This window comes from Citrobacter sp. Cpo090 (assembly GCF_030332665.1).
In the GTDB taxonomy this organism is placed as follows: Bacteria; Pseudomonadota; Gammaproteobacteria; order Enterobacterales; family Enterobacteriaceae; genus Citrobacter; species Citrobacter portucalensis.
Window position 1 is genome coordinate 121,787 of sequence record NZ_JAOWHK010000038.1, and the last position, 23,206, is coordinate 144,992.

General features: G+C 54.4%; 23 protein-coding genes. 15 read left to right on the forward strand and 8 right to left on the reverse strand.

All coding sequences use genetic code 11. From position 1 onward, the window contains the following. The first annotated feature begins 8 nt into the window (after nucleotides 1–8). The 6 genes from nuoI to nuoN all read left to right on the forward strand — a co-directional run bounded on the left by nuoI (nucleotide 9) and on the right by nuoN (nucleotide 6,499). A complete protein-coding gene (gene nuoI / locus OGY83_RS23040) occupies nucleotides 9–551 on the forward strand; it encodes an NADH-quinone oxidoreductase subunit NuoI (RefSeq protein ID WP_005129470.1) in 543 nt (180 codons plus the stop codon). 11 nt (nucleotides 552–562) lie between these two features. Beyond that, on the forward strand, nucleotides 563–1,117 hold the full coding sequence (gene nuoJ, locus OGY83_RS23045; protein WP_003028059.1) for an NADH-quinone oxidoreductase subunit J: 555 nt from the start codon (nucleotides 563–565) through the stop codon (nucleotides 1,115–1,117). Continuing rightward, nucleotides 1,114–1,416: an NADH-quinone oxidoreductase subunit NuoK gene (gene nuoK, locus OGY83_RS23050; protein WP_000612644.1), complete on the forward strand. Its 303-nt coding sequence runs from the start codon at nucleotides 1,114–1,116 to the stop codon at nucleotides 1,414–1,416. Before nuoJ ends, nuoK begins: the two co-directional genes overlap by 4 nt. After that, nucleotides 1,413–3,254 (forward strand): NADH-quinone oxidoreductase subunit L, encoded by a 1,842-nt coding sequence (gene nuoL / locus OGY83_RS23055; RefSeq protein ID WP_003834744.1) that lies wholly within the window; start codon nucleotides 1,413–1,415, stop codon nucleotides 3,252–3,254. Before nuoK ends, nuoL begins: the two co-directional genes overlap by 4 nt. A 251-nt stretch (nucleotides 3,255–3,505) precedes the next feature. After that, nucleotides 3,506–5,035: an NADH-quinone oxidoreductase subunit M gene (gene nuoM, locus OGY83_RS23060; protein ID WP_003027692.1), complete on the forward strand. Its 1,530-nt coding sequence runs from the start codon at nucleotides 3,506–3,508 to the stop codon at nucleotides 5,033–5,035. 6 nt (nucleotides 5,036–5,041) lie between these two features. Beyond that, nucleotides 5,042–6,499: an NADH-quinone oxidoreductase subunit NuoN gene (gene nuoN / locus OGY83_RS23065; RefSeq protein WP_003027689.1), complete on the forward strand. Its 1,458-nt coding sequence runs from the start codon at nucleotides 5,042–5,044 to the stop codon at nucleotides 6,497–6,499. 58 nt (nucleotides 6,500–6,557) lie between these two features. Here nuoN and OGY83_RS23070 read toward each other — a convergent pair whose 3' ends face one another. Together OGY83_RS23070 and rbn are read right to left on the reverse strand one after the other, a co-directional pair. Continuing rightward, complete coding sequence (locus OGY83_RS23070) at nucleotides 6,558–7,562, reverse strand: chemotaxis protein (protein ID WP_003839364.1); 1,005 nt, start codon at nucleotides 7,560–7,562, stop codon at nucleotides 6,558–6,560. Nucleotides 7,563–7,626: 64 nt separating this feature from the next. After that, nucleotides 7,627–8,544 (reverse strand): ribonuclease BN, encoded by a 918-nt coding sequence (gene rbn / locus OGY83_RS23075; protein ID WP_286636985.1) that lies wholly within the window; start codon nucleotides 8,542–8,544, stop codon nucleotides 7,627–7,629. A 67-nt stretch (nucleotides 8,545–8,611) separates the two neighbouring features. Here rbn and OGY83_RS23080 point away from each other — a divergent pair, with 67 nt between their 5' ends. From OGY83_RS23080 to pmrD, 9 genes are all read left to right on the forward strand, one after another. Continuing rightward, nucleotides 8,612–9,073, forward strand: a complete 462-nt coding sequence (locus OGY83_RS23080) for a GNAT family N-acetyltransferase (protein ID WP_079937707.1) — start codon at nucleotides 8,612–8,614, stop codon at nucleotides 9,071–9,073. 63 nt (nucleotides 9,074–9,136) lie between these two features. Continuing rightward, nucleotides 9,137–9,442, forward strand: a complete 306-nt coding sequence (gene elaB / locus OGY83_RS23085; RefSeq protein WP_003027683.1) for a stress response protein ElaB — start codon at nucleotides 9,137–9,139, stop codon at nucleotides 9,440–9,442. A 104-nt stretch (nucleotides 9,443–9,546) separates the two neighbouring features. Next, entirely contained in the window at nucleotides 9,547–10,848 is a 1,302-nt protein-coding gene (menF, locus tag OGY83_RS23090; RefSeq protein ID WP_286636986.1) for an isochorismate synthase MenF, read from the forward strand. A gap of 81 nt (nucleotides 10,849–10,929) precedes the next feature. Next, the gene (gene menD / locus OGY83_RS23095) at nucleotides 10,930–12,600 is read left to right on the forward strand and encodes a 2-succinyl-5-enolpyruvyl-6-hydroxy-3-cyclohexene-1-carboxylic-acid synthase (protein WP_286636987.1); all 1,671 of its coding nucleotides are present in this window, start codon (nucleotides 10,930–10,932) and stop codon (nucleotides 12,598–12,600) included. Then, a complete protein-coding gene (gene menH, locus OGY83_RS23100) occupies nucleotides 12,597–13,355 on the forward strand; it encodes a 2-succinyl-6-hydroxy-2,4-cyclohexadiene-1-carboxylate synthase (protein WP_079937704.1) in 759 nt (252 codons plus the stop codon). Before menD ends, menH begins: the two co-directional genes overlap by 4 nt. A 14-nt stretch (nucleotides 13,356–13,369) precedes the next feature. Further along, the gene (gene menB / locus OGY83_RS23105) at nucleotides 13,370–14,227 is read left to right on the forward strand and encodes a 1,4-dihydroxy-2-naphthoyl-CoA synthase (RefSeq protein ID WP_003027671.1); all 858 of its coding nucleotides are present in this window, start codon (nucleotides 13,370–13,372) and stop codon (nucleotides 14,225–14,227) included. Further along, nucleotides 14,227–15,189, forward strand: a complete 963-nt coding sequence (menC, locus tag OGY83_RS23110) for an o-succinylbenzoate synthase (RefSeq protein WP_286636988.1) — start codon at nucleotides 14,227–14,229, stop codon at nucleotides 15,187–15,189. The genes menB and menC overlap by 1 nt, the downstream gene beginning before the upstream one ends. After that, nucleotides 15,186–16,610 carry an o-succinylbenzoate--CoA ligase gene (menE, locus tag OGY83_RS23115; protein ID WP_286636989.1) on the forward strand — a complete coding sequence of 475 codons (1,425 nt, stop codon included), beginning with the start codon at nucleotides 15,186–15,188 and terminating at the stop codon, nucleotides 16,608–16,610. Before menC ends, menE begins: the two co-directional genes overlap by 4 nt. A gap of 95 nt (nucleotides 16,611–16,705) precedes the next feature. Continuing rightward, on the forward strand, nucleotides 16,706–16,969 hold the full coding sequence (pmrD, locus tag OGY83_RS23120) for a signal transduction protein PmrD (protein WP_191228394.1): 264 nt from the start codon (nucleotides 16,706–16,708) through the stop codon (nucleotides 16,967–16,969). A 2-nt stretch (nucleotides 16,970–16,971) separates the two neighbouring features. Here the strand turns inward: pmrD and arnF are convergent, their stop codons facing one another. The 6 genes from arnF to arnC are packed head-to-tail and all read right to left on the reverse strand — an operon-like array spanning nucleotide 16,972 to nucleotide 23,206. Beyond that, nucleotides 16,972–17,358, reverse strand: a complete 387-nt coding sequence (gene arnF / locus OGY83_RS23125; protein ID WP_079937700.1) for a 4-amino-4-deoxy-L-arabinose-phosphoundecaprenol flippase subunit ArnF — start codon at nucleotides 17,356–17,358, stop codon at nucleotides 16,972–16,974. Continuing rightward, entirely contained in the window at nucleotides 17,358–17,693 is a 336-nt protein-coding gene (gene arnE, locus OGY83_RS23130) for a 4-amino-4-deoxy-L-arabinose-phosphoundecaprenol flippase subunit ArnE (RefSeq protein WP_003834709.1), read from the reverse strand. The genes arnF and arnE overlap by 1 nt, the downstream gene beginning before the upstream one ends. After that, nucleotides 17,690–19,348 (reverse strand): lipid IV(A) 4-amino-4-deoxy-L-arabinosyltransferase, encoded by a 1,659-nt coding sequence (arnT, locus tag OGY83_RS23135; RefSeq protein ID WP_286636990.1) that lies wholly within the window; start codon nucleotides 19,346–19,348, stop codon nucleotides 17,690–17,692. The genes arnE and arnT overlap by 4 nt, the downstream gene beginning before the upstream one ends. Beyond that, nucleotides 19,345–20,247, reverse strand: a complete 903-nt coding sequence (arnD, locus tag OGY83_RS23140; protein WP_123267606.1) for a 4-deoxy-4-formamido-L-arabinose-phosphoundecaprenol deformylase — start codon at nucleotides 20,245–20,247, stop codon at nucleotides 19,345–19,347. The genes arnT and arnD overlap by 4 nt, the downstream gene beginning before the upstream one ends. Beyond that, nucleotides 20,244–22,226 carry a bifunctional UDP-4-amino-4-deoxy-L-arabinose formyltransferase/UDP-glucuronic acid oxidase ArnA gene (gene arnA / locus OGY83_RS23145; protein WP_286636991.1) on the reverse strand — a complete coding sequence of 661 codons (1,983 nt, stop codon included), beginning with the start codon at nucleotides 22,224–22,226 and terminating at the stop codon, nucleotides 20,244–20,246. Before arnA ends, arnD begins: the two co-directional genes overlap by 4 nt. Then, on the reverse strand, nucleotides 22,223–23,206 hold the full coding sequence (gene arnC, locus OGY83_RS23150) for an undecaprenyl-phosphate 4-deoxy-4-formamido-L-arabinose transferase (RefSeq protein WP_042307134.1): 984 nt from the start codon (nucleotides 23,204–23,206) through the stop codon (nucleotides 22,223–22,225). Before arnC ends, arnA begins: the two co-directional genes overlap by 4 nt.

A 23,206-nucleotide genomic window follows, 5' to 3' on the forward strand; every position in this document is an offset into this window, starting at 1 on the left:
CAAAGACCATGACCTTAAAAGAATTGTTAGTAGGCTTCGGCACCCAGGTACGTAGTATCTGGATGATCGGCCTGCATGCGTTCGCGAAACGCGAAACGCAGATGTACCCGGAAGAGCCGGTCTATCTACCGCCCCGTTTTCGTGGTCGTATCGTTCTGACTCGTGATCCAGACGGTGAAGAACGCTGCGTTGCCTGTAACCTGTGTGCGGTAGCGTGTCCGGTAGGCTGTATCTCTCTGCAAAAAGCAGAGACCAAAGACGGTCGCTGGTATCCGGAGTTTTTCCGCATTAACTTCTCACGCTGCATTTTCTGCGGCCTGTGCGAAGAAGCCTGTCCGACTACGGCTATTCAGCTGACTCCAGATTTCGAGCTGGGTGAGTACAAGCGCCAGGACCTGGTTTACGAGAAAGAGGATCTGCTGATCTCCGGTCCGGGCAAATACCCGGAATATAACTTCTACCGGATGGCAGGTATGGCAATCGACGGCAAAGATAAGGGCGAAGCAGAGAACGAAGCTAAGCCTATCGACGTCAAGAGCCTGTTACCGTAAGGAGAGGGGCAATGGAGTTCGCTTTTTATATCTGTGGCCTGATAGCCATTCTCGCAACCTTGCGGGTGATCACCCACACCAATCCGGTACACGCGTTGCTGTACCTGATTATTTCGCTGCTGGCGATTTCTGGGGTGTTCTTCTCGTTAGGCGCTTACTTCGCCGGTGCGCTGGAAATTATTGTCTACGCGGGCGCCATCATGGTGCTGTTCGTGTTCGTGGTAATGATGCTCAACCTCGGTGGTTCTGAAATTGAGCAGGAACGCCAGTGGCTGAAACCGCAGGTGTGGATTGGTCCGGCGATTCTGTCGGCTATCATGCTGGTGGTTATTGTTTACGCCATTCTGGGCGTTAACGATCAGGGCATCGACGGCACGCCAATTAGCGCGAAAGCAGTCGGTATTTCCCTGTTCGGACCGTATGTGCTGGCGGTTGAACTGGCTTCGATGCTGCTGCTGGCGGGTCTGGTTGTGGCCTTCCACGTGGGGCGCGAAGAGCGTTCTGGTGAAGTGCTGAGCAATCGCACCGATGACCGCGCGAAAAGAAAAACGGAGGAGCACGCATGATCCCCTTACAACATGGACTGATCCTCGCTGCGATCTTATTCGTGCTGGGCTTAACCGGTCTGGTTATCCGCCGCAATCTGCTGTTTATGCTGATCGGACTGGAAATCATGATTAACGCCTCTGCGCTGGCCTTTGTGGTCGCCGGAAGCTACTGGGGCCAGACCGATGGTCAGGTGATGTATATTCTCGCCATCAGCCTTGCGGCTGCCGAAGCGAGCATTGGGCTTGCGCTGTTGCTGCAACTTCATCGCCGTCGCCAGAACCTGAACATCGATTCAGTAAGTGAGATGCGTGGATGAACATGCTTGCCTTAACCATTATTCTGCCATTTATTGGCTTTGTATTACTGGCGTTTTCTCGTGGTCGTTGGTCAGAAAATCTGTCCGCTACCGTGGGTGTCGGGTCGATCGGTCTGGCCGCGTTGGTGACTGCGTTTGTTGGCGTTGATTTCTTTGCCAATGGCCAGCAGGCATACAGCCAGCCGCTGTGGACGTGGATGTCAGTCGGCGACTTCAACATCGGTTTTAACCTGGTGCTGGACGGCCTGTCGCTGACCATGCTCTCCGTGGTGACCGGCGTGGGTTTCCTGATCCACATGTTCGCCTCCTGGTATATGCGCGGAGAAGAGGGCTATTCTCGTTTCTTCGCCTACACCAACCTGTTTATCGCCAGCATGGTGGTTCTGGTGCTGGCGGATAACCTGCTGCTGATGTACCTCGGCTGGGAAGGCGTGGGCCTGTGCTCCTATCTGCTGATTGGTTTCTACTACACCGATCCGAAGAATGGCGCTGCGGCAATGAAAGCCTTCGTGGTAACCCGCGTTGGTGACGTATTCCTGGCGTTCGCGCTGTTCATCCTCTACAACGAGCTGGGCACGCTGAACTTCCGCGAAATGGTGGAACTGGCGCCTGCGCACTTTGCAGACGGTAACAACATGCTGATGTGGGCAACCCTGATGCTGCTGGGCGGTGCGGTTGGTAAATCTGCACAGCTGCCGTTGCAGACCTGGCTTGCTGATGCGATGGCCGGCCCGACGCCTGTCTCCGCGTTGATCCACGCCGCGACGATGGTTACCGCCGGTGTCTACCTGATTGCACGTACGCACGGCCTGTTCCTGATGACGCCTGAAATCCTGCACCTGGTGGGGATTATCGGTGCCATCACTCTGGTGCTGGCGGGTTTTGCTGCGCTGGTACAGACCGACATCAAACGCGTTCTTGCGTACTCCACCATGAGCCAGATTGGTTATATGTTCCTGGCTCTCGGCGTACAAGCGTGGGATGCGGCTATTTTCCACCTGATGACGCACGCCTTCTTTAAAGCGCTGCTGTTCCTGGCATCCGGCTCGGTTATCCTGGCTTGCCACCACGAACAGAACATCTTCAAGATGGGCGGGCTGCGTAAGTCAATTCCGCTGGTGTATCTCTGCTTCCTGATCGGTGGCGCGGCGCTGTCAGCTCTGCCGCTGATTACCGCTGGCTTCTTCAGTAAGGATGAGATTCTGGCCGGTGCAATGGCGAATGGTCATATTAATCTGATGGTTGCAGGTCTGGTCGGTGCGTTCATGACCTCTCTGTATACCTTCCGTATGATTTTCATCGTGTTCCACGGTAAAGAACAAATTCACGCTCACGCAGGGAAGGGGATTACCCATCATCTGCCGCTGATTGTGCTGATGATCCTGTCCACCTTCGTTGGCGCGCTGATTGTGCCGCCGCTGCAGGGTGTACTGCCTGCGACGACCGAGCTTGAGCATGGTCGCGTCATGACGCTGGAAATTACCTCCGGTATCGTAGCGATTGCGGGCATCCTGATCGCTGCATGGCTGTGGCTGGGTAAACGCACGCTGGTGACGTCGATTGCGAACAGTGCGCCGGGCCGCCTGCTGGGTACCTGGTGGTATAACGCCTGGGGCTTCGACTGGCTGTACGACAAAGTGTTCGTCAAGCCGTTCCTGGGTGTTGCCTGGTTGCTGAAACGCGATCCGCTCAACTCAATGATGAACATTCCGGCGATCCTTTCACGCTTTGCAGGTAAAGGCCTGCTGTTGAGCGAGAACGGTTATCTGCGCTGGTATGTCGCATCAATGAGCATCGGCGCAGTCGTTGTGCTGGCACTGTTGATGGTACTGCGTTGAGTTTGTTGGCTGGATGAACGATTGCCGGATGGCGCTTCGCTTATCCGGCCTACAAACCCAAAAATAATTTTTAGAATTCGTTGAAAATCTGTTCCTGAAGTACAGGCGTCATCGGCGAAGTCAAACCGAATACCGCCAGCGCAGAGCAACCGGAGCGTACTGAAGTACGTGAGGATTGCGAGCACTGCCGGGATTTGGGCTGACGAGTGAGATAGCCTGAGCAGGAGTAAATATAAGGGACATACTTAGCTATGTTATTACCCTGGTTGATATTAATCCCCTTTATCGGTGGCTTCCTTTGCTGGCAGACCGAACGCTTTGGCGTGAAGGTGCCGCGTTGGATAGCGCTGATTACCATGGGACTGACGCTGGCGCTTGGCCTGCAACTGTGGTTGCAGGGTGGCTATTCGTTGACGCAATCCGCTGGCATTCCGCAGTGGCAGTCTGAGTTTGTCCTGCCGTGGATCCCGCGCTTTGGCATCTCTATTCATTTAGCCATCGACGGTTTGTCGTTGCTGATGGTGGTGCTGACCGGTCTGCTCGGTGTTCTGGCGGTACTTTGCTCCTGGAATGAAATCGAAAAATACCAGGGCTTCTTCCACCTGAACCTGATGTGGATCTTAGGCGGCGTGATCGGCGTGTTCCTTGCCATCGACATGTTCCTGTTCTTCTTCTTCTGGGAAATGATGCTGGTGCCGATGTACTTCCTGATCGCGTTGTGGGGGCATAAAGCCTCTGACGGTAAAACGCGTATCACGGCGGCGACCAAGTTCTTCATTTATACCCAGGCGAGTGGTCTGGTGATGTTGATTGCCATCCTGGCGCTGGTGTTTGTGCACTATAAAGCGACTGGCGTGTGGACCTTCAACTATGAAGAGCTGCTGAATACTCCGATGTCCCACGGTGTGGAATATCTGCTGATGCTGGGCTTCTTCATCGCTTTCGCGGTGAAAATGCCGGTGGTTCCGCTGCACGGCTGGTTGCCGGATGCCCACTCCCAGGCGCCGACGGCAGGTTCCGTTGACCTGGCGGGGATCTTGCTGAAAACCGCGGCTTACGGTCTGCTGCGCTTCTCTCTGCCGCTTTTCCCGAACGCGTCGGCTGAGTTTGCACCTATCGCAATGTGGCTGGGCGTTATCGGTATCTTCTACGGCGCGTGGATGGCCTTTAATCAGTACGATATCAAACGTCTGATCGCTTACACCTCCGTATCGCACATGGGCTTCGTACTGATTGCTATCTACACTGGCAGCCAGCTGGCGTACCAGGGTGCTGTTATCCAGATGATTGCGCACGGTCTGTCCGCAGCGGGTCTGTTCATTCTGTGTGGTCAGCTGTACGAACGTCTGCACACGCGTGATATGCGTATGATGGGTGGCCTGTGGGGCAAAATGAAATGGTTGCCTGCGCTGTCGATGTTCTTCGCAGTGTGTACGCTGGGTATGCCGGGTACAGGTAACTTCGTTGGCGAATTTATGATTCTGTTCGGCAGCTACCAGGTGGTTCCGGTCATTACCGTGATCTCGACCTTTGGTCTGGTGTTTGCCTCTGTTTACTCGCTGGCGATGCTGCATCGCGCTTACTTCGGTAAAGCGAAGAGCCAGATTGCCAGTGTTGAACTGCCAGGGATGTCGCTGCGTGAGCTGTTTATCATCCTGTTGCTGGTCGTGCTTCTGGTACTGCTTGGCTTCTATCCGCAGCCGATTCTGGATACCTCGCATTCTGCGATGAGCAACATCCAGCAGTGGTTTGTTAATTCCGTTACTACTACAAGGCCGTAAATCGCCATGACAATAACTCCACAACACCTGATTGCGCTGCTACCGCTGCTGATCGTCGGCTTGACGGTGGTGGTTGTGATGCTCTCCATTGCGTGGCGACGCAATCACTTCCTCAATGCCACGCTGTCGGTCATTGGGCTTAACGCCGCGCTGGTTTCGCTCTGGTTTGTTGGCCAGGCGGGCGCCATGGACGTCACCCCGCTGATGCGGGTTGACGGTTTCGCCATGCTCTACACCGGGCTGGTGCTGCTGGCGAGTCTTGCCACCTGTACCTTCGCTTACCCGTGGCTGGAAGGCTACGACGACAACCGGGAAGAGTTCTACCTGTTGGTGCTGATTGCCGCACTCGGCGGTATTCTGCTGGCTAACGCTAACCATCTGGCGGCGCTGTTCCTTGGTATTGAGCTGATCTCTCTGCCGCTGTTTGGTCTGGTTGGCTATGCGTTCCGTCAGAAACGTTCGCTGGAAGCCAGTATCAAATACACCATTCTGTCTGCCGCAGCGTCTTCCTTCCTGCTGTTCGGTATGGCACTGGTGTACGCGCAGTCTGGTAATCTGTCGTTTGTTGCGCTCGGTAAGAGCCTCGGCGACGGCATGCTGCACGAACCGCTGCTGCTGGCGGGCTTCGGTCTGATGATTGTTGGCCTCGGCTTTAAACTTTCGCTGGTTCCGTTCCACCTGTGGACCCCAGACGTCTACCAGGGTGCTCCTGCTCCGGTTTCCACCTTCCTGGCGACGGCGAGCAAAATCGCTATCTTCGGCGTGGTGATGCGTCTGTTCCTGTACGCACCTGTAGGGGATAGCGAAGCTGTACGTATCGTGCTGGGCGTGATTGCCTTTGCTTCCATCATCTTTGGTAACCTGATGGCGCTGAGCCAGACCAACATTAAACGTCTGCTCGGTTACTCTTCTATCTCTCACCTCGGTTACCTGCTGGTGGCGCTGATTGCCCTGCAGAGCGGCGAGATGTCGATGGAAGCGGTTGGCGTTTACCTGGCCGGTTACCTGTTCAGCAGCCTCGGCGCGTTCGGTGTGGTCAGCCTGATGTCCAGCCCGTACCGCGGTCCGGATGCAGACTCTCTGTTCTCCTACCGTGGTCTGTTCTGGCATCGTCCAATCCTCGCGGCTGTGATGACGGTGATGATGCTGTCTCTGGCAGGTATCCCGATGACGCTGGGCTTTATCGGCAAGTTCTACGTACTGGCCGTCGGTGTGCAGGCTAATCTGTGGTGGTTGGTTGCCGCGGTGGTGGTCGGTTCCGCGATTGGTTTGTACTACTACCTGCGTGTTGCCGTGAGCCTGTACCTGAGCGCACCGCAACAGCTGAACCGTGATGCGCCGTCTAACTGGCAGTACAGCGCGGGCGGTATCGTAGTGCTGATTTCTGCTCTGCTGGTACTGGTGCTGGGTATTTACCCGCAACCGCTGATCAGCATTGTGCAGTTAGCGACTCCGCTGATGTAAGCGAAATGCAGAAACGAAAAAACCCGCCTTGGCGGGTTTTTTTATGCGTGAAATACGATCAGTTTAATAGCTGACGGCTCACCAGCGGGCCGCTGATGCCTTTCGCTGTGCGATCCATCACTTCCTGGATCACTGAAGAAAGCTCATTGACTTCGAATTTGGCCACGTAGCCATCCGCTTTTACTCGACGAACGTGATCTTCGTTCGCGCTACCGGAAAGTGAAGAGTGGATAACGACCGGGATTTTCTTCAGACGTTCGTCGGTTTTTATTTTACGAGTAAGCGTAAAACCGTCCATCTCCGGCATTTCGAGATCGGTGAGTACCAGGGCGATCTTCTCGCTGATAGGCTTGCCCTCCGCCAGCGCTTCTGCGGAAAGCTGCTGTATTTTTTCCCACGCATCCTGGCCCGTTACATGCATCAGATGCGGGATCTCCATGGCGTTAAGCCCTTTTTCCAGCATCGCTCGGGCCACTTTGGAATCATCTGCCACAATCGCCACCGCACCCGGCGTGATGTTGAATTTATTGGTTTTAAGATCGGTTGCGCGCAGGTCGTGGTTCGCCGGTACGATATCGTACAGGATCTGCTCAACGTCGAGCACCAGCGCCAGGTTGTTGGTCTCTTTGTTGTCGTCCAGGCAAGCGATACTGGTGATATAGCGACCATTGACGGCTTTCTCAGCGGTATGCACCTGTTGCCAGTCCAGGCGCATAATGTTTTCCACTGACTCCACCGCAAAAGCCTGGACGCTGCGGGCATATTCTGTGATCAACAGGATGTTGAGTCCGGTCTCTGGCTTACAGCCCGCGACGGCGGGCAGGTCAATCACCGGGATCACCTGATCGCGAATATTAACCATACCCAGTAACGGGGCCTTCATACCCGCTGGACGCGTAAAGGTCGGCATCGGCACGATTTCACGCAGCTTGAATACGTTGATGCCAAACAGCTCTGATTTCTGCTCCTCAACAGATTTGCCGAGGCGAAACAGCAGCAGTTCAAAACGGTTAGACAGGGTTAGGTTTGTCCTGTCATCAATATCTTTCTGGAAATTGTTCATCCTGTCCTCAGTGTGAAAGCCAGCCTTTCTACTGTTATCGGCACTGAGGCGGAAAAATAGAGCGTTAAACGGTGAAAATGGCGAAATCGTGAGCCAGTTCCGTGTCTGGAAATATTGCTTTGCACTCTTCGAGTAACCGCTGACAGCCTTTTTCATCGTAGCGTGAGCTAACGTGGGTCATGATCAGGCGTCCCACTCCGGCCTCAAGCGCCAGCTTTGCGGCTTGTCGGGTCGAGCTGTGCCCGCGACTGTTCGCTTTCTCCTCCATTGAAGCGTCCAGCGTGGTTTCGTGTACCATGGCATCTACACCTCGCGCCAGTTCAATGGCGGATGCGCAGGGTCCTGTGTCACCGAAAATAGCGACTGATTTTCCCCTGGTGGCCGGAGCGAGGAAGTCGGCGCCATGGATCGTCCGTCCATCCTCCAGCACGATGGTTTTTCCGGCTTTCAAATCCTGAAACCACGGGCCCGCTTTAACACCTGCCGCCTTCAGGGCACTGGCGTCAAGCGCACCCGGTTTGTCGTGCTCTTGAATGCGAAAACCGTAGCACTCCAGCGGATGCGCCAGCGGGTACGCCGTTACTTTACGTAGACCGTCATCCACAATCTCACCCGCGGTGATTTCTACAATATCCAGCGGATAATCGGTCCAGGAGCCGCTCAGACGCAATGCGGTTTCGGTAAACTCTCGCAACCCTTTTGGACCGTAGAGCGTTAGCGGCTGGACGTTGCCGGCCATTGAGCGACTGCACAGTAGCCCCGGTAAACCAAACAGGTGATCGCCGTGCAGATGGCTGATAAAAATACGATCGAGTTTTCCTGGATTGAAAGGCGTGGTGAGCATCTGATGCTGCGTCCCTTCACCGCAATCAAAAAGCCACAGCCCCGCCTGAGTCGGGTGTTGCAGATTCAGTAAAATTGCCGTTACATTGCGTGAGCGGGTGGGGACTCCCGCAGACGTGCCTAAAAATAGTAATTCCATCTTTGCGTTACACTTTTCGCCATCAATAAGGCAGGGTGTTCAGGTTATCACAACATAGGGGCAGACAATGATTCACTGGCAAGATCTCCACCATGCAAAGCTGAGTACCCAACAACTGTACGCACTACTTCAGCTGCGATGCGCAGTGTTTGTAGTTGAGCAACAGTGTCCATACCAGGATGTGGATGGCGATGACCTGGTTGGAGAGAATCGCCATATTCTGGGCTGGCATAACGATGAGCTGGTGGCGTATGCGAGGATTCTGAAAAGCGATGACGAGCTGGAGCCGGTGGTGATTGGTCGGGTGATTGTAAGCGAAGCGCTGCGCGGTGAAAAATTGGGGCAACAGCTGATGGCCCAGACGCTGGCATCCTGCACGCAACACTGGCCACATAAGGCGTTGTATCTGGGCGCGCAGGCGCATCTGCAATCATTCTATGCGCGCTTTGGCTTTGTCCCTGTGACGGATATCTATGATGAAGACGGTATTCCGCACGTCGGAATGGCGCGGGAAGCACATCAGGCGTAAACAGGCGCAAATACATCTGATTGTCTATAGTTAGCGGGTACGTCAATAGAAAGGGAGAATATAATGTCTTTTCATTCTTATGAATCACGTATCGATGATGATCTGGAATTATTAAGTGAAACGTTGGAAGAGGTGCTGCGTTCTTCTGGCGACCCAGCAGATCAAAAATACCTTGAGTTAAAAGCGCGGGCAGAGCGGGCGTTAGAAGAGGTGAGAAATCGCGTCAGCCATGCTTCTGACAGCTACTATTACCGTGCGAAAAAAGCCGTTTGTCGGGCGGATGACTATGTGCACGAAAAACCCTGGCGCGGAATCGGCGTTGGTGCCACAGTCGGTTTAGTGATGGGATTATTGTTAGCACGGCGATAAATTCCGTTCTGTCATCGCATTTATACGTACTCCCTAACTGGGGGTACTGCTTTTTCTGCTCAGTACCCCGTATAATGAGAGGTTTTTAACAGGGAGAGGTCCGCGTGCATTCAATCACTACTGCGCTGGAAAGTCTGATGCGTCATTTATCGCAAGAGATGCCAGCAGCACCTGGAATTCGTATTTACGATATACCTTTCCCACTGAATGATGCGTTTGACGCTTTAGGATGGCTGGCCAGTCAACCCGTCTGGCCCCAGTTTTACTGGCAGCAGCGTAACGGCGACGAAGAAGCCGCCGTATTGGGGGCCGTCGCCGTATTTTCCTCGCTGGAATCAGCCCAGCAATTTTTACACCAGCATGATAATCACCACGACCTGCGCATCTGGGGCCTGAATGCCTTTGAGCCTCAGCGTGGTAATTTGATGCTGCCTCGTCTGGAGTGGCGACGTTGCGCCGGAGTGGCGAGCTTACGCTTACATCTCTATAGCGACGTGTCGCTACGTGAAGACGCTGCACATGCGATCGCCTTCATATCATCGCTTGCTCCCGTAAAACCGCTCCCTGCATTGCGTTTGAATTTGATGGGAGAACAGCACTGGCCGGATAAGGCTGGCTGGATAGACCTGATAAAACTCGCCACTCAAACGATCGCAGGAGAAGACCTCGATAAGGTCGTGCTGGCGCGGGCGACCGATTTACAGTTTTCTCAGTCGGTTAATGCCGCTGCCGTGATGGCTTCCAGCCGTCGCTTAAATCTGAACTGCTACCATTTCTTTATGGCATTCTCCGCCGACACCGCTTTTCTTGGTTCTTCTCCTGAACGTCTGTATCGACGACGTGATACGGCGCTACGCACCGAGGCGCTGGCCGGAACCGTGGCCAATCACCCTGAGGATCATCGGGCCTGGCAATTAGGCGACTGGCTAATGAAAGATGATAAAAACCAGCGCGAGAATATGCTGGTGGTCGAAGATATTTGCCAGCGACTGCAAGGCTGTACGCAAACTCTCGACGTGCTGCCGCCGCAGGTGCTCAGGCTGCGTAAAGTGCAGCACCTGCGCCGTTGCATCTGGACGGAACTGAATCAGGCCGACGATACGTTTTGCCTGATGCAGCTCCAGCCCACGGCGGCAGTCGCCGGTATTCCGCGTGAGCTGGCGCGTGAATTCATTCAACAAAATGAACCCTTTGAACGTGAGTGGTATGCCGGTTCAGCGGGTTATCTTTCTTTGCGCCAAAGCGAGTTTTGTGTGTCGTTGCGTTCGGCGAAAATAAGCGCAAACGTGGTGCGCCTGTATGCCGGGGCAGGGATTGTTCGTGGTTCAGATCCTGAGCAGGAATGGCAAGAAATAGACAATAAAGCGGCGGGCCTGCGTACTTTATTACAGATGGAAGGACAATGAGTTGTATATTACCGACTCATATCAAAAATACATTTATTCGATTCTTTATACTGTGTCGCAATATTGATACCGGACAATCTCATGTCAGTAAGCGCATTTAACCGACGCTGGGCGGCGGTCATTCTGGAAGCACTCACTCGCCACGGCGTCAGGCATGTCTGCATTGCCCCTGGCTCTCGTTCTACACCGTTGACGCTGGCGGCAGCGGAAAACCCCGCATTCATCCACCACACCCATTTTGACGAGCGTGGACTTGGGCATTTGGCTTTAGGTCTGGCAAAAGTTAGCCGTCAGCCTGTCGCCGTGATTGTGACGTCCGGTACCGCGGTGGCGAATTTATATCCCGCGTTGATTGAAGCGGGCCTGACCGGTGAAAAACTGATTTTACTTACGGCAGACCGACCGCCAGAGCTTATCGACTGTGGCGCGAACCAGGCGATTCGCCAGGCCGGAATGTTTGCCTCGCATCCATCGCAAACGCTCTCTTTACCGCGTCCGACTCAGGACATTCCGGCAAGCTGGCTGGTGTCCACTATTGATAATGCGTTAGCTGCCCTGCATAGCGGGGCGGTTCATATCAATTGCCCGTTTGCGGAACCGCTGTATGGCGACATGGACGAAACGGGGATTGCCTGGCAGCAGCGCCTTGGCGACTGGTGGCAGGACGATAAACCCTGGCTGCGAGAAGCGCGTCGGCTGGAAAGCGACAAACAGCGCGACTGGTTTTTCTGGCGGCAAAAACGCGGCGTAGTGATTGCGGGCCGTATGAGCGCCGAAGAAGGCAAGAAAGTTGCGCAGTGGGCGCAGACGTTAGGCTGGCCGCTGATTGGTGATGTTCTGTCGCAAACCGGACAACCGCTACCGTGCGCCGACCTGTGGCTGGGAAATGCGAAAGCGGTAGCTGAGTTACAGCAGGCGCAGATTGTGGTACAGCTTGGCAGCAGCCTGACAGGAAAACGTCTGCTGCAATGGCAGGCTAGCTGCGATCCGCAGGAATACTGGATTGTCGATAATATCGAAGGCCGCCTCGATCCGGCCCATCATCGTGGCCGCAGGTTGGTGGCGAAAGTTGGCGACTGGCTGGAGCTGCATCCGGCGGAGAAACGTCAGCCCTGGTGCGTGGAAATTCCTCGTCTGGCACAACTGTCCTGGCAGGCGGTAGAAGCCCGTCGTGAGGCATTTGGTGAAGCGCAATTAGCTCACCGTATTCGCGACTACTTGCCGGAGCAGGGCCAGTTGTTCGTGGGTAACAGTCTGGTGGTACGCCTGATTGATGCGCTGTCGCAGCTTCCGGCAGGTTACCCGGTCTATAGCAACCGTGGCGCGAGCGGTATTGACGGCCTGCTGTCAACGGCAGCAGGCGTACAGCGTGCCAGCGCGAAATCGACGCTGGCAATTGTTGGCGATTTATCTGCATTGTATGACCTGAATGCGCTGGCGTTATTGCGCCAGGTTTCTGCACCGTTTGTTCTGATAGTGGTTAACAATAACGGCGGACAGATTTTTTCCCTGCTGCCGACGCCAGCCAGCGAACGCGAACGGTTCTATCTGATGCCGCAGAACGTACATTTCGAGCATGCTGCCGCCATGTTTAACCTAAAATACCAGCGCCCGGAAAACTGGGAGCAACTGGAGAGCGCGTTGGCTAATGCCTGGCGTACTCCGGCAGCTACGGTGATTGAGCTGGTGGTGAACGAAACTGACGGGGCGCAAACCTTGCAGCAACTGCTGGCGCAGGTAAGTCATCTATGATCCTGCATGCGCAGGCGAAAGAGGGTCAGACGGGATTTCCCTGGCTGGTTTTCCTGCACGGTTTCTCTGGCGATTGTCGGGAATGGCAGACGGTCGGCGAAGCGTTTCAGGATTATTCGCGGCTATACATCGACCTGCCGGGACACGGTGGCTCCGCTGACATCAGCGTGAGCGGGTTCGATGATGTCAGCGTTTTGCTGCGTAATACTCTACTTAGTTACAACATACTTAACTACTGGCTGGTGGGATACTCTCTTGGCGGCAGAGTCGCGATGATGGCGGCCTGTCAGGAGATGCCCGGACTTTGTGGTCTGGTGGTTGAAGGTGGACATCCCGGCTTGCAAAGCGAAGAGGCGCGCGTTCAGCGCCGTCTCTCGGATGGCCGCTGGGCTGCGCGTTTTCGCGCAGAGCCGCTACGTGAGGTTTTTAATGACTGGTATCAACAGCCCGTTTTTTCCTCGCTGAACGCGGCACAAAGAGAGGCGCTGGTCGCTCTGCGTAGCCAGAATAATGGGCAAACGCTGGCGGCAATGCTGGAGGCCACCTCGCTTGCCGTACAACCTGATTTACGTGCGCAACTCACGATGCGCACATTTCCGTTTTATTATTTATGTGGTGAACGTGACGATAAATTCCGCGCTCTGGCGGCGGAAATATCAGTACCAAACCATGTGATTCGTAATGCCGGACACAACGCGCATCGGGATAACCCCGCGGGCGTGGTGGACTGTCTGGCTCAGATTCTGCGTCGCTGACTATAGGACATTTTATGATCTATCCTGATGAAACAATGCTTTACGCACCGGTAGAATGGCACGATTGCTCTGAAGGCTACACCGATATTCTCTACGAGAAATCCACCGACGGTATCGCAAAAATCACCATTAATCGTCCGCAGGTACGCAATGCCTTCCGTCCGGTCACCGTGAAAGAGATGATCCAGGCGCTGGCGGATGCCCGCTATGATGACAACATCGGCGTAATTATTCTGACCGGTGCTGGCGACAAAGCGTTCTGCGCAGGCGGCGATCAGAAAGTACGTGGCGACTACGGCGGATACCAGGATGATTCCGGTGTGCATCACCTGAACGTACTGGACTTCCAGCGCCAGATTCGTACCTGTCCGAAACCGGTAGTAGCGATGGTTGCAGGTTTCTCCATTGGCGGTGGCCATGTGCTGCACATGATGTGTGACCTGACCATTGCGGCTGAAAACGCCATCTTCGGTCAGACCGGTCCGAAAGTCGGCTCCTTCGACGGCGGTTGGGGCGCTTCCTACATGGCGCGCATCGTCGGTCAGAAAAAAGCGCGTGAAATCTGGTTCCTGTGCCGTCAGTACGATGCGAAACAGGCGCTGGATATGGGCCTGGTCAACACCGTGGTTCCGCTGGCGGATCTGGAAAAAGAGACCGTACGCTGGTGTCGTGAAATGCTGCAAAACAGCCCAATGGCGCTGCGTTGTCTGAAAGCCGCACTGAACGCCGACTGTGATGGTCAGGCTGGTCTGCAGGAGCTGGCAGGTAACGCTACTATGCTGTTCTACATGACGGAAGAAGGTCAGGAAGGCCGTAACGCCTTTAACCAGAAACGTCAGCCTGATTTCAGCAAATTCAAACGGAATCCGTAATGCGTAGCGCGCAGGTATACCGCTGGCAGATCCCCATGGACGCGGGGGTGATTCTGCGCGACAGGCGGTTAAAAACGCGTGATGGGCTGTACGTTTGTCTTCGTGACGGCGAGAGCGAAGGGTGGGGAGAAATCTCCCCCCTGCCGGGCTTTAGTCTGGAAAGCTGGGAAGAGGCGCAAACTGAGCTGCTGGCCTGGGTGAAAGGCTGGTTGCAAGGGGATGACCTCTTACCGCAACTGCCCTCGGTCGCCTTTGGTGTAAGCTGCGCGTTGGCCGAACTGGCTGGCGTATTGCCACTGGACGCAGACTATCGCGCAGCGCCGCTGTGTACGGGCGATCCTGACGATCTGGTGCTACAACTGGCGGACATGCCGGGCGAAAAAGTGGCGAAGATTAAGGTCGGTCTGTATGAAGCGGTTCGTGATGGCATGGTAGCCAATCTGCTGCTTGAGGCGATTCCGGAGCTGCATTTGCGACTTGACGCCAACCGGGCCTGGACGCCGTTGAAAGCACAGCAGTTCGCGAAATACGTTAATCCGGAGTATCGCGGACGCATTGCCTTCCTCGAAGAGCCGTGCAAAACCCGCGATGATTCTCGTGCCTTCGCGCGTGAAACCGGCATTGCCATCGCCTGGGATGAAAGTCTGCGTGAAGCGGATTTCACCTTCGAAGCTGAAGAGGGCGTCAAGGCTGTGGTTATCAAACCTACGCTGACCGGCAGCCTCGACAAAGTTCGTGAACAGGTGGCAGCGGCGCATGCGCTTGGTCTTACCGCCGTTATCAGTTCGTCGATTGAGTCGAGTCTGGGCTTAACCCAGCTGGCGCGAATTGCCGCCTGGTTAACGCCGCAGACCATTCCGGGTCTGGATACCCTGAGCCTGATGCAGTGCCAGCAGGTACGCACCTGGCCGGGTAGCACGTTGCCGTGTATCGACGTTGATGCGCTGGAACGTCTGCTATGACCCAGCAGGAAATGCCCGATAGCGTGAGCTTATCGGGCTTGATACAACCGGGTGACTGGCCGTGGCGTCACTGGCGACAGGTTCGTGCGAATGCGCCAGCCCTACGCCTCAACGATGAGGTAATAAGCTGGAGCGAGCTCTGCTCGCGCGTTGACCATCTGGCCTGCGGTTTTGCCGCTCAGGGCGTGGAAGAGGGCGATGGTGTTCTGCTTCGCGCCTGGAATCATCCGCGCGCTTTGCTGGCCTGGCTCGCGCTGCTGCAATGTGGGGCGCGGGTTTTACCTGTGAACCCGCAGTTGCCTCAGCCGCTGCTTGATGCGCTGATCCCGGACTTAACGCTGCGTTTTGCGCTGGATCTGGAGGCCGCTATCGAGCTCCCGGAACTCAATCCGTTACAGATGCAGCCATTGCCAGGCGATCACGCCGCCGCGTGGTTACCCGAGCGTTTGAGCACGATGACGTTAACTTCAGGTTCTACCGGGTTGCCAAAAGCGGCTGTTCATACCTGTCAGGCGCATCTGGCAAGCGCGCAGGGCGTACTGTCATTAATGCCGTTTGGTGCTGAGGATGACTGGCTGCTCTCGCTGCCGCTGTTTCATGTTTCCGGCCAGGGCATTTTATGGCGCTGGTTGTTTGCCGGGGCGCGAATGACCGTGCGCGACAAGCAACCGCTGGAGCAAATGCTGGCCGGATGCACCCACGCTTCACTGGTGCCCACTCAGCTGTGGCGCTTACTGGTCAACAACACGCCGGTCACGCTCAAAGCGGTACTGCTGGGCGGTGCGGCAATTCCTGTTGAATTGACGGAGCAAGCGCGCGAGCAAGGGATTCGTTGCTGGTGCGGTTATGGATTAACGGAGTTTGCTTCTACTGTCTGTGCGAAAGAGGCAGATGGTCTGGCAGATGTGGGTTCTCCCCTGGTGGGCAGAGAAGTCAGAATCGTTGATGATGAAGTCTGGCTGCGTGCCGCCAGCATGGCGCAAGGTTACTGGCGTAACGGACAGCTTATTCCTTTACTGAACGCGGAAGGCTGGTTTGCAACCCGCGATCGCGGCGTGTTGAAGGACGGCAAGCTAACCATTGTCGGTCGTATGGACAATCTGTTTTTTAGCGGTGGGGAAGGTATACAGCCGGAAGAGGTGGAACGCGTGATTGCCGCACATCCGCATGTTCTGCAAGCCTTTATTGTACCGATAGAAGACAAGGAATTTGGCCATCGCCCGGTGGCGGTCATTGAGTATGACGCTAATACTGGAGAAACCAATCTGGCTGAGTGGGTAAAAGATAAGCTGGCCCGCTTTCAACAACCGGTATGTTGGCTGACATTGCCGCCCGAACTCAAAGCCGGAGGAATTAAAATTTCGCGCCGTGCGTTATTGGATTGGGTCAGTGCATCATCGTTAACATTAAGAAAACATTAATTATATTTCTCATTTTTGTCATTCCGCAGCTATTGTCCTTTTGTTTATCTGCTAATGTGTAACCTAGTGTGAAATTTTTTAACAAAAGGTGCGCTATGGAATGGCATGTGAAGAAGTCTTGCTGTCACAGAAATGCAGGGAGGCTCTATATCGTACTTTGCGATAGCGGTGGTTCGCTAAAGATGCTTGCTGAGGCGCAATCTTCCGAGCGGGTTAAGCCCGGCGATCTCCTTTCACCGCTGAAGGATGCTCAGTATTGTATTAATCGCGATAAATCCCGGGTGATTAAGATAATTGATGCCAGACAATACATTTGTGATGAATGGGAACGTCTGTTACGACTGTCTGAAGGTAAGTAATCTCAGGGCCGGTGTTTGCGTGAAGGCAGAAAAATCGTCATTAGCCCTGCCATGATGCACAGTACCCCTGCCAGCGCCTTCAACGAAAATGTTCCCTGCCAACCGGGCAGAATCATTGATGCAACCCAAACCAGCACATAGCTCAGGCTGAGCAGGGCATAAGCTTTGCTCAGTGCGAGCTGGTGTAGGGCTTTATGCCAGCAAATAACCGACAGCAAATAACCTGCCAGCCCGGCATATAAAGCAAACGCTCCAATACTGAGAGAGAATACGGCGGAGATGAACGCCAGCGGCTGCAGCATTGGTGGCAGATTATCCATCGCAAAGCCGAGGCTCAACTGGGCAGCAGAGGTGATAATAACGCTACATAATCCCCAGAATATGCCCATTACACCGCACTCCCAAGAATAAATATGCCGGTAATGATCAGCCCAACCCCCAGCCAGTGGCGCGTGGTGACGGGTTCGCGCCAGATTTTCCACGCGGCCAGAGTTACCCAGACAAAGTTAAGGCTCAGCATGGGATAGGCAATACCGACAGGAATGTTTTGTAAAACCGCCAGCCATAGCAGCATGGCCAGGCCGAGGCTTGCCAGAGCAAGCCCAATCCATTGTGTAATGTAGCGTTTTCGCGCACGAACGGAGACCGGGCGGGTCGCCTGCTTCTGGCATAGCTGGCCGCAGACGCTGAGCAGGCTGGCGAGAACTAAGGCTATCCAGATCATTTGGGCCGATACTGAATCAGGACCAGACGCCCCTGATTATCAATGTAATCAGCGGGAGGGATGGCAAGCTGATTAATATCTTCATTCTTATCAATCGAGAGCACGAGCGTAATGTTTCCTTGTTGACGATGTTGCGCTAACCAGTCGGCAAAGTTTTCCCGACTGACAAAGCGGCCCTGGGCATCCGGGTAGCTGAGGCCATATTTTAACTCGCCCGTTTGTCCGTACATCATGATGTCGTCACGCTTCAGGCTCCAGGCCAGCCCCGCAGCAACGCCAACGCTGTCGGTGAGAATATAACGGCTAGAATCCAGCGACTCTTTGGTCATCTCGACAAAAAATTGTGGCTGCTTAGATTCCATCACCCGGTCAGGAATGGAGAAGCCAAACAACAGCGCCAGTCCTAATGGGCACAGTGCTGCGAATTTCCAGTTCTTCTCGCGGTTATTTAGCGTATACCAGCCAAAAAGCGTCCAGATGATAAAGATGCCCCAGGCACAAAAAACCTTATACGTTTCAATATGCGACCAGACCGGTGTCTTCAATGGACCCAGAGTGGAGACAATAAACGTGGCGATAATACCGATCACACCGAACAGAACGTTGATCCAGCCATTCACGCGCAGCGCGGTCGAACCTTTTTCCGCGGCCTGTAGGCCGAAACGTGCCGTCAATATAGCCAGCGGCGCGAAGCAAGAAAGAATATAGGTTGGCAGTTTTCCTTTCGCGATGCTGAAAAACAGAATTGGCATGATAATCCAGCTTAGCAGGTACAGTGCGCTGCGCGGTACATCCCGCTCACGCCAGCCCGTACGCAGCGCGCCGGGGAGCAGCCCGAGCCACGGTAATGTGCCAGCCACAAATACCGGGATGTAGTACCAGACAGGGGCCTTATGCTGGGCATCATCCTGCGCGAAACGTTGAATATGTTCGACCCAGAAGAAGTAATGCCAGAAATCTGGCTCTCGCTGGGCAATCGCTATTCCCCACGGCAACACGATCACGACGCAGCCGACAACCGCCAGCAGACCGTAGATAATGAGATCTTTCCAGCGCTTTTGTGCGAAAACCCACGGCAGTACGCTGAGTACAGGAACGGCAAGCGCCAGGAACCCCTTGGTCATCACGCCCATGCCGCAGGTTAACCCTAACAGCAAAAAAGCGATAATTTTGCGCGTTCTGGTCGTAGCCTGCATGCCTTCCCAAAAACAGCACATACCCGCCATTAGCCAGAGCGCAATGATGGGATCAAGTACCGCGTAGGTGCCGATGCTGTAAACCGAAAAAAACGTTAAAAAGATAACTGAAGAGAGTACGGCGGTACGTTTATCCTGCCATAACCGCATAGCAAGCCAGCCTACCAGTAGCGCCGTCAGCAAAGTGGCAAAAATGGCCCCCGCTCTGACGCCAAAATTATTGGCGCCAAATAGCCATTGTCCGATGCTGTTTAACCAGTATCCGGCAATCGGTTTTTCAAAATAACGCAGCCCTAAAAAGTGAGGAACGATCCAGTCGCCAGAGGTCAGCATCTCCCGGCTGATTTCGGCATAGCGAGTTTCATCAGGCTGCCAGAGCAGACGACTGTTGATGGGGAGAATAAAGTACAGCGCAATAAAAGCGATAAATGCCAGAGTGTAGCGGGCAGCAGATTTCATTGTGTCACACTCACCGGTTGTTGGCAGCCGAGCCATCCCTCTCTGCCGGGAATTTTTCCCCGCACGATCTGCCCTGTTGGCAGTGTACTGATGTCGTCAGGTAACAGCTCGCCAAGCGGGCAGAATGTAATCCCCATGTCCGCGGCGCGAGTAAGCAGCTCGTCAAAATTCTGATGAAAGGCGATGCCTTCAACTTCCGCATGAATGGTGTACACCGGTGTTCCTCTGCTCATCTGGATGTGGGAGAGAATATAAGAGTTGAAGTCCACCGCCTGGACCTCCTGACCAACCACTTCATCCCATGTTGGTAACGTGACAGGAATTTGTGGCGTCCCCGTTTTCCCGGATTCCAGCACTGGGCGGAATAACGACGTTCCACGACAGTCGCTGTTATAGCGCAGATGGAATGCTTCTTTGGCATTGACGACGCGGTTATCAGCACGCCATCCGGCAACGGCAGAGCAGGTGACTGGCTGACCGATGATGGCTTCAAGTGCGGTGATGCCTTGCGAAATATCATCAATCAGCTGTTTGTCATTCCAGTTTCCGCTTCGCGCCTGCCAGGCGTGATGATCCCAGGCATGCAAACCGGTTTCATGAATCTGGGCGGTTTGTGCAATGATTGCCGCGTTGGCCTGGCCAATCTCTTTTCCCGGCCATGCGGTTCCCGCCAATAAAATATCCCATCCGTAGAGTGATGCTGCGTTTGAACGCAGCATCTTCCACAGAAATTGTGGCTTCACAAGACGCCAGAGATGGCGCCCCATGTTGTCAGGTCCAACGCTAAAGAAAAAACTTGCCCGAACGTTATGTCGGTTTAATGTCTCCAGCAGGCGAGGCACGCCTTCGCGCGTCCCCCTGAATGTATCGACATCAATGCGCAAGCCTACTTTGGTCATGATGTGTGTTCCGTGATATCCACACTGCGTAAGAAGAAGTCCAGCGTCTCTTCTACCGTTTCCTGCATCTCAATGGTCGGTTCCCAGTTCAGGCAGCGTTTTGCATTGCGAATGTTAGGTTTACGATGCTCAACGTCTTGATAACCTTTACCGTAGTAGCTGCTGCTTTCGACGTCACGGAAACCGGCAAACGGCGGGAAGTGGTTACGCAACGGATGTTTTTCAAAGCAGGAAAGCAGCATTTCTGCCAGTTCCTGAATACTTGCTTCGTTCTGTGGATTACCGATGTTGATAATCTCGCCGTCACAGCGGCCGCCTTCGTTTTCAATGATGCGGTACAGGGCTTCGATACCATCGCGAATGTCGGTAAAGCAACGTTTTTGCTTGCCGCCTTCAATCAGCTTAATCGGTGAACCTTCCACCAGGTTGAGGATCAGTTGGGTAATGGCGCGTGAGCTGCCGATACGCGCGGCGTTAAGACTGTCCAGGCGCGGTCCCATCCAGTTAAACGGGCGGAACAGGGTGAAGCGCAATCCCTCTTTTTCGCCGTACGCCCAGATAACACGGTCCAGCAACTGCTTGGATACGGAGTAGATCCAGCGTGGTTTATTGACCGGACCGACGATCAGATTCGAACTGTCTTCATCAAAGACTTTGTCGGTACACATGCCGTAGACTTCGGAGGTTGACGGGAAAATGATGCGCTTGCGGTATTTCACGCAGTAACGAATGATTTTCAGGTTCTCTTCAAAATCGAGCTCAAATACGCGCAACGGGTTGCGGGTATATTCGATTGGCGTTGCGATCGCCACCAGCGGCAGCACAACGTCGCATTTTTTCACATGATATTCAATCCATTCGGAGTGAATGCTGATATCACCTTCGACGAAATGGAATCGCGGATGTTGCAGGAAACGCCCAATGGCGTCGCTGCCAATATCGAGTCCATACACTTCGTAATTATCTTCTTGCAGCAGGCGCTCGGTCAGATGGTTACCAATGAAGCCGTTAACGCCGAGGATCAGCACGCGAGTACGGCGTTTGCTGGTGGTCACTGACTGGCTGTTCAGACGAGAACCTGGCACCAGGCCCAGAACCTGCGCTAACTGTGACCCCTGCATTGCAATACCATCGCCAGCTTGTCCGGTAATAATCTCCAGTGCGCCATCGACACAGGCGATCAGTAAAGGAGAAACGGAGATGACGGTGCCCGGTTGGGCTGCGAGGTCATTTGTGCAAACGCGTGATGACCAGACGGTGAATTTTTGCGTGCCGACATAGCTAAATGCGCCCGGCCATGGATCGCTGACGGCACGAACCTGATTATGTAACTCTGCGGCTGGTTTGTTCCAGTCGAGGAAGCTATCTTCCGGCGTACGGCGACCAAAACAGGTAGCCTCTGCTTCCTGTTGGGGGAGTTCTGCATAATCTCCCGTTTTAATCGCGGGCAGCGCCTCTTCCAGCAGGTGACGCGCTGCCTGGCACAGCTTATGGTGCAGCGTTAACGCCACATCATCTGGTGAAATAGCAACGCGCTGCTGGGCAACAATGGCACCGGCATCCGCGCGTTTAACCATGCGGTGAAGCGTGACGCCGGTTTCGGTTTCGCCATTGACCAATACCCAGTTCAGCGGGGCGCGACCACGGTATTTCGGCAGCAGCGAGCCGTGCAGATTAAATGCGCCCTTAGGGGCAAGGCTGAGGATCTCATCACTCAGTAAATGGCGATAGTAGAATGAGAAGATAACATCCGGCGCCAGTTGGCTAATGCGCTCAACCCACAGGGGATGATTAACCTCGTCGGGGGCGTAAACCGGGATACCGGCGCTGGCCGCAAGGCGGGAAACAGATCCAAAAAATGCTTTTTCACCCGGATTGTCGGTGTGTGTAAAAATGGCAGCGATTTCATAACCTGCATCCAACAAGGCCTGGACACCCTGACATCCCATATCGTGATAGGCAAATACGACAGCTTTCATGCGCGGTTTTCCTCGGTTGACTGCGTGGTTTGTGGGCGGATAACGTGTTGAACAAAATAGCGGGGGCGGGCGCGGACATCGTTATAGATGCGGCCGATATATTCGCCGAGTAAACCCATGCCAATAAACTGTGCGCCGATAAAGGTAAACAGGACGGCAAACAGCATGAATACCCCTTCCGCTGCCCACTGTGGGCCGAGCGTCAGGCGCAGAACAACAAGCAGGACGGATAAGGTAAAGCCCGTGGCGGCGATCACGCTGCCCAACAGGCTCAACATGCGAAGCGGTGTTGTGGTAAGGCATGTCACCAGGTCATACATCAGGTTGATCAGACGCATGAAGCTGTATTTGGAGTCGCCAAATTCACGCTCTGCATGATGTACCGGGATCTCCGTGGCGCGACGGGCAAAAATGTTGGCCAGAATCGGGATAAAGGTGCTGCGCTCCTGGCAATGCAGCATGGCATCGACGATATGACGGCGATAGGCGCGTAGCATGCAGCCATAGTCGCCCATTGCTTTACCGGTGGTACGTTGGATCAGATGGTTGATCATTCGTGAAGCGGTCTTACGAAATACGCTGTCCTGCCGGTTCTGGCGTACCGTGCCCACCACATCGAAGCCTTCATCTGCGGTGGCGACCAGCCGCGGAATTTCCTCCGGTGGGTTTTGCAAATCGGCATCCAGCGTGATGATCAAGTCACCGGTGACATGGCTGAAACCGGCCATAATCGCCGAGTGCTGTCCGTAATTACGGTTCAGCAAAATAGAGACGATATGGCTGTTCGGCGCCTGAGAGGCGTCCATCATCAACTGAGCGGAACGGTCGCTGCTGCCGTCGTCAATTAGCAGAATTTCATAGTCTTTGCCCAATTTCTCGCAGGCGGCGCTGGTGCGTCTGATTAACTCTGGCAGGCTTTCCTGTTCATTAAAAACGGGAATGACCACCGAGACTTTTTTGATCGGGGTTGCTTCAAACAT

Excerpts from the sequence above, each read along its gene's own strand:
- elaB (WP_003027683.1), top strand. The coding sequence starts at position 9,137 with ATGTCTTTTCATTCTTATGAATCACGTATCGATGATGATCTGGAATTA.
- arnE (WP_003834709.1), bottom strand. The coding sequence starts at position 17,693 with ATGATCTGGATAGCCTTAGTTCTCGCCAGCCTGCTCAGCGTCTGCGGC.
- arnT (WP_286636990.1), bottom strand. The coding sequence starts at position 19,348 with ATGAAATCTGCTGCCCGCTACACTCTGGCATTTATCGCTTTTATTGCG.
- menC (WP_286636988.1), top strand. The coding sequence starts at position 14,227 with ATGCGTAGCGCGCAGGTATACCGCTGGCAGATCCCCATGGACGCGGGG.
- nuoN (WP_003027689.1), top strand. The coding sequence starts at position 5,042 with ATGACAATAACTCCACAACACCTGATTGCGCTGCTACCGCTGCTGATC.
- OGY83_RS23080 (WP_079937707.1), top strand. The coding sequence starts at position 8,612 with ATGATTCACTGGCAAGATCTCCACCATGCAAAGCTGAGTACCCAACAA.
- arnD (WP_123267606.1), bottom strand. The coding sequence starts at position 20,247 with ATGACCAAAGTAGGCTTGCGCATTGATGTCGATACATTCAGGGGGACG.
- nuoI (WP_005129470.1), top strand. The coding sequence starts at position 9 with ATGACCTTAAAAGAATTGTTAGTAGGCTTCGGCACCCAGGTACGTAGT.
- menB (WP_003027671.1), top strand. The coding sequence starts at position 13,370 with ATGATCTATCCTGATGAAACAATGCTTTACGCACCGGTAGAATGGCAC.
- nuoJ (WP_003028059.1), top strand. The coding sequence starts at position 563 with ATGGAGTTCGCTTTTTATATCTGTGGCCTGATAGCCATTCTCGCAACC.
- nuoK (WP_000612644.1), top strand. The coding sequence starts at position 1,114 with ATGATCCCCTTACAACATGGACTGATCCTCGCTGCGATCTTATTCGTG.
- menE (WP_286636989.1), top strand. The coding sequence starts at position 15,186 with ATGACCCAGCAGGAAATGCCCGATAGCGTGAGCTTATCGGGCTTGATA.
- arnF (WP_079937700.1), bottom strand. The coding sequence starts at position 17,358 with ATGGGCATATTCTGGGGATTATGTAGCGTTATTATCACCTCTGCTGCC.
- rbn (WP_286636985.1), bottom strand. The coding sequence starts at position 8,544 with ATGGAATTACTATTTTTAGGCACGTCTGCGGGAGTCCCCACCCGCTCA.
- OGY83_RS23070 (WP_003839364.1), bottom strand. The coding sequence starts at position 7,562 with ATGAACAATTTCCAGAAAGATATTGATGACAGGACAAACCTAACCCTG.
- pmrD (WP_191228394.1), top strand. The coding sequence starts at position 16,706 with ATGGAATGGCATGTGAAGAAGTCTTGCTGTCACAGAAATGCAGGGAGG.
- menD (WP_286636987.1), top strand. The coding sequence starts at position 10,930 with ATGTCAGTAAGCGCATTTAACCGACGCTGGGCGGCGGTCATTCTGGAA.
- arnA (WP_286636991.1), bottom strand. The coding sequence starts at position 22,226 with ATGAAAGCTGTCGTATTTGCCTATCACGATATGGGATGTCAGGGTGTC.
- nuoL (WP_003834744.1), top strand. The coding sequence starts at position 1,413 with ATGAACATGCTTGCCTTAACCATTATTCTGCCATTTATTGGCTTTGTA.
- menH (WP_079937704.1), top strand. The coding sequence starts at position 12,597 with ATGATCCTGCATGCGCAGGCGAAAGAGGGTCAGACGGGATTTCCCTGG.
- arnC (WP_042307134.1), bottom strand. The coding sequence starts at position 23,206 with ATGTTTGAAGCAACCCCGATCAAAAAAGTCTCGGTGGTCATTCCCGTT.
- nuoM (WP_003027692.1), top strand. The coding sequence starts at position 3,506 with ATGTTATTACCCTGGTTGATATTAATCCCCTTTATCGGTGGCTTCCTT.